Origin of the sequence: Aeromonas finlandensis (assembly GCF_000764645.1) — a bacterium.
Lineage (GTDB): Bacteria > Pseudomonadota > Gammaproteobacteria > Enterobacterales > Aeromonadaceae > Aeromonas > Aeromonas finlandensis.
In genome coordinates, this window is record NZ_JRGK01000142.1 from 1 (window position 1) to 5646 (window position 5646).

Sequence of the window (5646 nt, forward strand, 5' to 3'; positions counted from 1 at the left end):
CACACAACACACCTGAAGAAGATCAGGCATTCACCAGCAAACGCCAAGCTGAAGATCGCCATCTGATGGATAAAGTCCTCGAAATCTACGACCAAAAGCAAGTTGCTGAAAAGTTGCGTGCATTGGGCGATGCCGACTGGACTCGTGAATCCCTGAACCGCTGGCTCAATGGCAAGATCGAACAAAAGCCGCTGACTCATGTCGAAACAGAGATGCTGAAAAGTCTCATCCCTTCTCCCCCGAAGCATCATGGCCATTACGATTTCAAATTTATTGACCTGTTTGCGGGTATTGGTGGCATTCGGAAAGGCTTTGAGGATATTGGTGGGCAATGTGTCTTTACCAGTGAATGGAATGAGCAGGCAGTCAGAACTTACAAAGCCAACTGGTACTGTGACGAAGCGGCACACAAATTCAATTCCGACATCCGTGAAATCACCATGCCGGACAATGATGATCGTGATTTTGTCTATGCCCACATAGATAAAGAAATTCCGGATCACGACGTACTGCTTGCCGGATTCCCGTGTCAGCCCTTCTCATTGGCAGGTGTATCCAAAAAGAACTCTCTTGGACGCGCTCATGGATTTGAGTGCGAAGCTCAGGGAACCTTGTTCTTTGATGTGGCTCGTATCATTGATGCCAAAAGGCCAACAGCTTTTGTGCTTGAAAATGTAAAAAATCTGAAAAGCCATGACAAAGGCAACACATTCCGGGTAATAAAGGAAGCATTGACTGAGTTGGGATATTGGGTTGCAGACCTGGATATCAACGGTTCAGATGATCCCAAAATCATCGATGGCAAACACTTTATCCCGCAGCACCGGGAACGTATTGTACTTGTCGGTTTCAGAAAAGATCTGAACCTGCATGAAGGTTTTACGCTAAAAGATGTTGCAACATTATTTCCTGAAAACAGGATTACCTTCGCAGATCTGCTTGAGCCAGTTGAAAAACTCGACTCGAAATATATTCTGACCCCCAAGTTGTGGTCTTATCTATATCAATATGCGAAAAAGCATCAAGCTAAAGGAAATGGCTTTGGCTATGGTCTTGTTGACCCCAAAAACCCGGCAACTGTCGCCAGGACTTTGTCCGCACGTTATCACAAAGATGGCTCTGAGATTCTGATTGATCGTGGTTGGGATATGACTCTAGCGGAGACTGATTTCAATAATGAGCAAAATCAGCAAAACAGACCACGACGCCTTACCCCCAGAGAGTGTGCACGGCTGATGGGATTTGAACAACCGGGTGAATATAAATTCAGAATCCCTGTTTCAGATACACAAGCCTATCGTCAGTTTGGTAACTCTGTCGTAGTTCCTGTATTTGCTGCCGTTGCCAAGTTGATGAAGCCATACATAATGAAAGCAAAGAAAAATTAATAAAAAAGCCCGTCATATATTCTATGACGGGCTTTTTTATCTACTGGCAGCCTTTTACCTCGTTAATGAAATCTCGAAATGACATTAATTGAGGTTGCTGCTGGGGCGTATAAGTTTGTTGAATAGTCGTAGGTACAACAAGTTGCAAGTTATTTGCTTGCATTTGCTCTGTCTGATTCTCACTGATTGCAGGTTCCATAGTAATCAGATGCTTACGCTCCACCCTCGCAGCCTCTGCCAAGACTTGACGCCATCTGTCTTTACAAGTGGTTTTAGCCCCTAATATTCTCAGCTTTTCGGAAGGGAAATTTTTATCTGCATAACAAGCAGAGCTTGGAAATATGAAATCCGGTTTCTGACGAGCCTCAGTCAAAGCACCTCGTTCAAAGTAAACACCAGACTTGTTTAAAATAAATTCAATATGATTTTCAAAAGCATGACCACTACGAGATTTCCGACGATTCTGCACACTCAGAGAAAAGCGAACAAACTCATCTACGTCATCACCATTTTCCCCAAAACCTGCTAACAGAGTCTTTTTTACAATATGCCTTTCCAATTGACGGAATGCAGACTCTTCTACCTCCATCCATTCAATCAGTGCACTATCGGGCTCTTCAACAGGACAAATATCTTTTCCCAATGTTCTGGTAAATGCAGAGAAGTCTTTTGTTTTAGGAAATGCCGCACCAAACCTTTCCAGAATAATGTCAAGATAGTCTGGGCCATCATGGCCAATTTCGATGCCGTAACGAGCAAGCATTAACCTGATGGGAACAGCCAACCCCCTTCCGATATTTAATCGTGTCAGTCCCTTTTCATTGGCTTCCACACTCCTCGCATCGAATAGTGACCGAATTTGCACTTCAAAATCGCTATGTGGAGGACAAAATATCATCAGGAGAGAACCTTCCCGAGTCAGGGCAATCAGGAAAAAATCTCCAGGTTTGAAACGATTGCTGACATCATTTGATTTGTAATAAAGCCGCCACTCAGCCCCTCGATCCTCTTTTTGATACCGAACATCATACCAGGTAACGATATCTTCCGAGACCAGCGGCTCATCATAGCTTTCGCTCAAATAAACCATCGTCGCCCGGATAGTGAGTTGGCTCCCATCATCAGGCATCCCCAATTCCCGACCAATACCGGCATTAACAAGGCCGCCGATTTCATGCTGGTGGGAGCTTTTGAAATCTGCATCAACGACGGACAGGTACTTGAATGCGGCAGAAGAAAAAACGTCAGCAAGCTGTTCGAACATGTTCATTACTCTGTCTACAGGCGAGGAGGCCATAGAGTAACGCGGCTGATTGCGTTATGCATCAATATGTTATGAGCATGTAGCGCCATCACCACCCACAATCTATAAAACTGTGCGAGCATTCACACCATTCCAGAATTGGCTACCGCCCTCTCTGCCCGAAAAGTGCACAGTGCCTCCTGGAACAGTGTTGATATTGGCTATTTGACTAATAACCATGCGGCCTTGCGGTTGTTTAACTGGCCCTAACGTCAGATAATACCGCCCGCCTTCAAACCCGGATAACCCGACTTTCAGTGACGGTAATTGATGACTGAGTACCTGCTTTTATTGATCGGCACCGTGCTGGTTAACAACTTCGTGCTGGTGAAATTCCTCGGCCTCTGCCCCTTTATGGGGGTCTCGGGCAAGCTGGAAACCGCCATCGGCATGGGGCTGGCGACCACCTTCGTGATGACCCTCGCCAGTGCCAGCTCCTATCTGGTGGAGCACTATATCCTGCTGCCGCTGGATATCGCCTATCTGCGCACCCTCGCCTTTATTCTGGTGATCGCCGTGGTGGTGCAGTTTACCGAGATGGTGGTGCGCAAGAGCAGCCCGACCCTCTATCGCCTGCTGGGGATCTTCCTGCCGCTCATCACCACCAACTGCGCGGTGCTCGGGGTGGCGCTGCTCAGCATCAATGAGCGACACGACTTTATCCAGAGCGTGATCTACGGCTTTGGCGCCGCCACCGGCTTCTCGCTGGTGTTGATCCTGTTTGCCGCCATGCGCGAGCGTCTGGTCGCCGCCGATGTGCCCGCGCCGTTTCGCGGGGTGTCGATTGCCATGATCACCGCCGGTCTGATGTCGCTGGCCTTTATGGGCTTTACCGGCCTTATCAAGATATAACCATGATCCATATTCTCTTTGCCATTCTGGTGCTCACCCTGCTGGCGCTGGCGTTCGGGATTATCCTGGGCTTTGCCGCCGTCAAGTTTCATGTGGAAGCAGACCCCATCGTCGATCAGCTCGATGCCCTGCTGCCCCAGACCCAGTGTGGCCAGTGCGGCTATCCCGGCTGCAAACCCTACGCCGAGGCGCTCGCCAACGGCGATCAGATCAACAAGTGCGTGCCCGGTGGCGAGGCCACCATGCGCAAGATCGCCGATCTGTTGGGGGTCGAGCCCCAACCGCTGGGGGGCAGTGACGAGGCCGCAGTGCCGGTCAAGAAGGTCGCCTTTATCCACGAAGATCAGTGCATCGGCTGCACCAAGTGCATTCAGGCCTGCCCGGTGGATGCCATCGTCGGCGCCACCAAGGCGATGCATACCGTGATTGCCAACGAGTGCACCGGTTGCGATCTCTGTGTCGATCCCTGCCCGACCGACTGCATCGAGATGATCCCGGTGCCCACCACGGTCGATAACTGGAAGTGGGATCTCAATAACGTGCATGTTCCGGGCAAGATTCCGGTCAAGATGTTGGAGTAACCATGCAGTCTTTACTTGAACGCATCAAAGCCGGGAATATCTGGGACTTTCACGGTGGCATTCACCCCGCCGACAACAAGCTGCAATCGAGCCAGAGCCCGGTGGTGGACGCCGGTCTACCGCCGCGCCTTATCATTCCGCTGCGCCAGCACGCAGGCCCCGCGGGCGATCTGTTGGTGCAGGTGGGCGACAAGGTCAAAAAAGGGCAGCCGCTGACCCGTTACGCCAAGGGGCGAGTCGTCCCTGTCCATGCCTCCACCTCGGGCACCATCACCGAGATTGGCAACCACACGGTTGCCCACCCCTCCGGGCTCGGCGATCTCTGCGTCATCCTCACCCCCGATGGCGAGGATGAGTGGGGCGAGCGCAATGGCACACCCGATTACCGGGATCTGGAGCGGGGCGAACTGCTCGAGCGCATCCAGCAGGCAGGGGTGGCGGGCCTTGGCGGCGCCGTGTTCCCCACTCACAGCAAGCTCGATGGCCGCGGCCAGCTCACCGAGATCCTGATCGTCAACGGGCTGGAGTGCGAACCCTATATCACCACCGACGATCGGCTGATGCAGCAGTACTCAGGCGAGATCATGGATGGCATCCGGGTACTCAAGCACCTGCTGAAACCCAAGCTGACCCTGATCGGGGTGGAAGACAACAAGCCCGAGGCGATCGCCGAGCTGACCCGCCACGCCACCGATGAGGATGTGCTGGTCAAGACAGTGCCGACCAAGTACCCCTCGGGCGGCGCCAAGCAGACCATCGAACTGCTGACCGGTCGTCAGGTGCCCAAGGGGGGCCGCGCGGTCGATATCGGCATCATGGTGCTCAACGTCGCCACCGTGTTTGCCATCAAGCGCGCCATTATCGACGGCGAGCCGCTGATCGAGCGGATCGTCACCCTCACCGGCGACAGCTTCAAAAAGCCCGGCAACGCTTGGGTGCGCCTCGGTACGCCGGTGCGCTGGCTGTTGCAGCGTTTCGAACTGCAACCGGAAGCGGAGCAGCGGGTGATCATGGGTGGCCCTATGATGGGCTTTACCCTGCCCCACGCCATGGTACCTGTGGTCAAGGCCACCAACTGCCTGCTGGCGCCGACGCAGGCTGAACTGCCCGCCCCCGGCCCGGAGCAGCCCTGCATCCGTTGCAGCGCCTGTGCCGATACCTGCCCGGCCACCCTGCTGCCGCAAGAGCTCTACTGGTACAGCCGGGCCAAGGAGTATGACAAGGCCGAGAAACTCAACCTGATGGACTGCATCGAGTGCGGCGCCTGCGCCTGGGTCTGCCCGAGCGAGATCCCGCTGGTGCAGTACTACAAGATCGCCAAAGACGACATTCGCGAAGCCCGCGCCGAGGCCGAAAAAGCCGAGCGTGCCAAGCAGCGCTTTGAGGCCAAGCAGGCCCGCTTCGAGCGGGAGAAAGCGGCCCGTGAAGCGCGCCATGCCGAAGCCGCCGCCCAGCGCCGTCAGACCATGACGGCCGCAGGCGGCGAAGATCCGGTGGCAGCGGCACTGGCCCGCATCAAGGC

At 53.5% G+C, this 5646-nt stretch carries 5 protein-coding genes; 4 read left to right on the plus strand and 1 reads right to left on the minus strand.

The window, feature by feature from the left end; translation table 11 throughout:
- Window positions 1-1388, plus strand: a 1388-nt coding sequence (locus LD28_RS0111570) for a DNA cytosine methyltransferase (protein ID WP_033137123.1), incomplete at its 5' end; no start/stop codon positions are given.
- Between the two features lie 40 nt (window positions 1389-1428).
- On the opposite strand, the gene LD28_RS0111575 is transcribed toward LD28_RS0111570, so the two are convergent.
- Complete coding sequence (locus tag LD28_RS0111575) at window positions 1429-2652, minus strand: type II restriction endonuclease (RefSeq protein ID WP_033137124.1); 1224 nt, start codon at window positions 2650-2652, stop codon at window positions 1429-1431.
- Window positions 2653-2961: 309 nt separating this feature from the next.
- Between LD28_RS0111575 and rsxA the strand changes: the two genes are divergently transcribed.
- The 3 genes from rsxA to rsxC all read left to right on the plus strand — a co-directional run.
- Window positions 2962-3543 carry an electron transport complex subunit RsxA gene (gene rsxA / locus LD28_RS0111580; RefSeq protein WP_005337600.1) on the plus strand — a complete coding sequence of 194 codons (582 nt, stop codon included), beginning with the start codon at window positions 2962-2964 and terminating at the stop codon, window positions 3541-3543.
- Window positions 3544-3545: 2 nt separating this feature from the next.
- The gene (gene rsxB / locus LD28_RS0111585) at window positions 3546-4124 is read left to right on the plus strand and encodes an electron transport complex subunit RsxB (RefSeq protein WP_033137125.1); all 579 of its coding nucleotides are present in this window, start codon (window positions 3546-3548) and stop codon (window positions 4122-4124) included.
- Window positions 4125-4126: 2 nt separating this feature from the next.
- A partial coding sequence (rsxC, locus tag LD28_RS0111590; RefSeq protein ID WP_033137126.1) for an electron transport complex subunit RsxC occupies window positions 4127-5646 on the plus strand: 1520 nt, incomplete at its 3' end.

Coding starts and splice junctions, on each gene's coding strand:
- LD28_RS0111575 (WP_033137124.1), bottom strand. CDS start 2,652: ATGTTCGAACAGCTTGCTGACGTTTTTTCTTCTGCCGCATTCAAGTAC.
- rsxA (WP_005337600.1), top strand. CDS start 2,962: ATGACTGAGTACCTGCTTTTATTGATCGGCACCGTGCTGGTTAACAAC.
- rsxB (WP_033137125.1), top strand. CDS start 3,546: ATGATCCATATTCTCTTTGCCATTCTGGTGCTCACCCTGCTGGCGCTG.